Origin of the sequence: Sphingobacterium rhinopitheci (assembly GCF_022627575.1) — a bacterium.
Lineage (GTDB): Bacteria > Bacteroidota > Bacteroidia > Sphingobacteriales > Sphingobacteriaceae > Sphingobacterium > Sphingobacterium rhinopitheci.
In genome coordinates this window covers 1-2,034 of the sequence record NZ_JADEYQ010000051.1, presented here as the reverse complement: position 1 = coordinate 2,034, position 2,034 = coordinate 1, and the positions used below count along the sequence as shown (strand labels likewise).

2 tRNA genes and 1 rRNA gene are annotated in these 2,034 nt (G+C 47.7%); all 3 read right to left on the bottom strand.

Annotated features, from left to right (window positions below):
• Positions 1-2: 2 nt before the first annotated feature.
• A tRNA-Ala gene (locus IP023_RS15710) sits at positions 3-76 on the bottom strand.
• Between the two features lie 10 nt (positions 77-86).
• Positions 87-160 (bottom strand) — tRNA-Ile (locus tag IP023_RS15705).
• A gap of 122 nt (positions 161-282) precedes the next feature.
• A 16S ribosomal RNA gene (locus IP023_RS15700) occupies positions 283-1,812 on the bottom strand.
• Between the last annotated feature and the right edge of the window lie 222 nt (positions 1,813-2,034).

The window sequence follows — 2,034 nt, the reverse complement described above, 5'->3', positions numbered from 1 at the left end:
TGTGGAGAATATCGGAGTCGAACCGATGACCCCCTGCGTGCAAGGCAGGTGCTCTAGCCAGCTGAGCTAATTCCCCGTATATTTCGTAGTCCCGAGCAGATTTGAACTGCTGACCCCTACATTATCAGTGTAGTGCTCTAACCAACTGAGCTACGGGACTAGCTTATCATTCATCTCTTATCGTTTCCACGCCTTTTATAGGGTGGGCACTTTCTTCAAATGTCTTTTCTCTCTTCTTATAATCATGTATATAGCGTAACGAGTCTCAATCTGAAACTCTAGAAAGGAGGTATTCCAGCCGCACCTTCCGGTACGGCTACCTTGTTACGACTTAGCCCCAATTATCGGTTTTACCCTAACACGCTCCTTGCGGTTACATGCTTTAGGCACCCCCAACTTTCATGGCTTGACGGGCGGTGTGTACAAGGCCCGGGAACGTATTCACCGCGTCATTGCTGATACGCGATTACTAGCGAATCCAACTTCATGGGGTCGAGTTGCAGACCCCAATCCGAACTGTGAATGGCTTTTCGAGATTAGCATCACATTGCTGTGTAGCTGCCCGCTGTACCATCCATTGTAGCACGTGTGTAGCCCCGGACGTAAGGGCCATGATGACTTGACGTCGTCCCCACCTTCCTCACTGCTTACGCAGGCAGTCTGTTTAGAGTCCCCATCATTACATGCTGGCAACTAAACATAGGGGTTGCGCTCGTTGCGGGACTTAACCCAACACCTCACGGCACGAGCTGACGACAGCCATGCAGCACCTAGTTTCGTGTCCCGAAGGACTGATCCGTCTCTGGATCATTCACTAACTTTCAAGCCCGGGTAAGGTTCCTCGCGTATCATCGAATTAAACCACATGCTCCTCCGCTTGTGCGGGCCCCCGTCAATTCCTTTGAGTTTCACCCTTGCGGGCGTACTCCCCAGGTGGATAACTTAACGCTTTCGCTAAGACGCTAACTGTATATCGCTAACATCGAGTTATCATCGTTTAGGGCGTGGACTACCAGGGTATCTAATCCTGTTTGATCCCCACGCTTTCGTGCATCAGCGTCAATATTGACTTAGACAGCTGCCTTCGCAATCGGTGTTCTGAGACATATCTAAGCATTTCACCGCTACTTGTCTCATTCCGCCATCTTCAATCACATTCAAGCTTAACAGTATCAAAGGCACTGCGACAGTTAAGCTGCCGTCTTTCACCTCTGACTTATTAAGCCGCCTACGCACCCTTTAAACCCAATAAATCCGGATAACGCTTGGATCCTCCGTATTACCGCGGCTGCTGGCACGGAGTTAGCCGATCCTTATTCTTCTGGTACATTCAGCTTACTACACGTAGTAAGGTTTATTCCCAGACAAAAGCAGTTTACAACCCATAGGGCAGTCATCCTGCACGCGGCATGGCTGGTTCAGAGTTGCCTCCATTGACCAATATTCCTTACTGCTGCCTCCCGTAGGAGTCTGGTCCGTGTCTCAGTACCAGTGTGGGGGATTCTCCTCTCAGAGCCCCTAGACATCGTAGCCTTGGTAAGCCGTTACCTTACCAACTAGCTAATGTCACGCGAGCCCATCCATATCCTATAAATATTTAAATGTGGTAACATGCGTTACTACATTGTTATGCGGTGTTAATCCGAATTTCTTCGGGCTATCCCCCTGATATGGGTAGGTTGCTCACGCGTTACGCACCCGTGCGCCACTCTCACCAGTTTGTAGCAAGCTACTCCCTGGATCCCGTCCGACTTGCATGTATTAGGCCTGCCGCTAGCGTTCATCCTGAGCCAGGATCAAACTCTCCATTGTAAAATGAAGTTTGACTCTAACTATTTATAAAAAATAGAATTGTCTTATTAATATCTATTCAGTATTGACTAAGGTTGATTTGTTATTGCTAACTTTTAAAGTTAAATTGTAACTTTCGTTTCTCAACTACTCATTACGCTACATGATCATTTTCTTAAAGAACTTTCTTCGCATCCGCATCGCGCTTCTGCTTATATTTCGAGCATTACTGCTGTACTTATC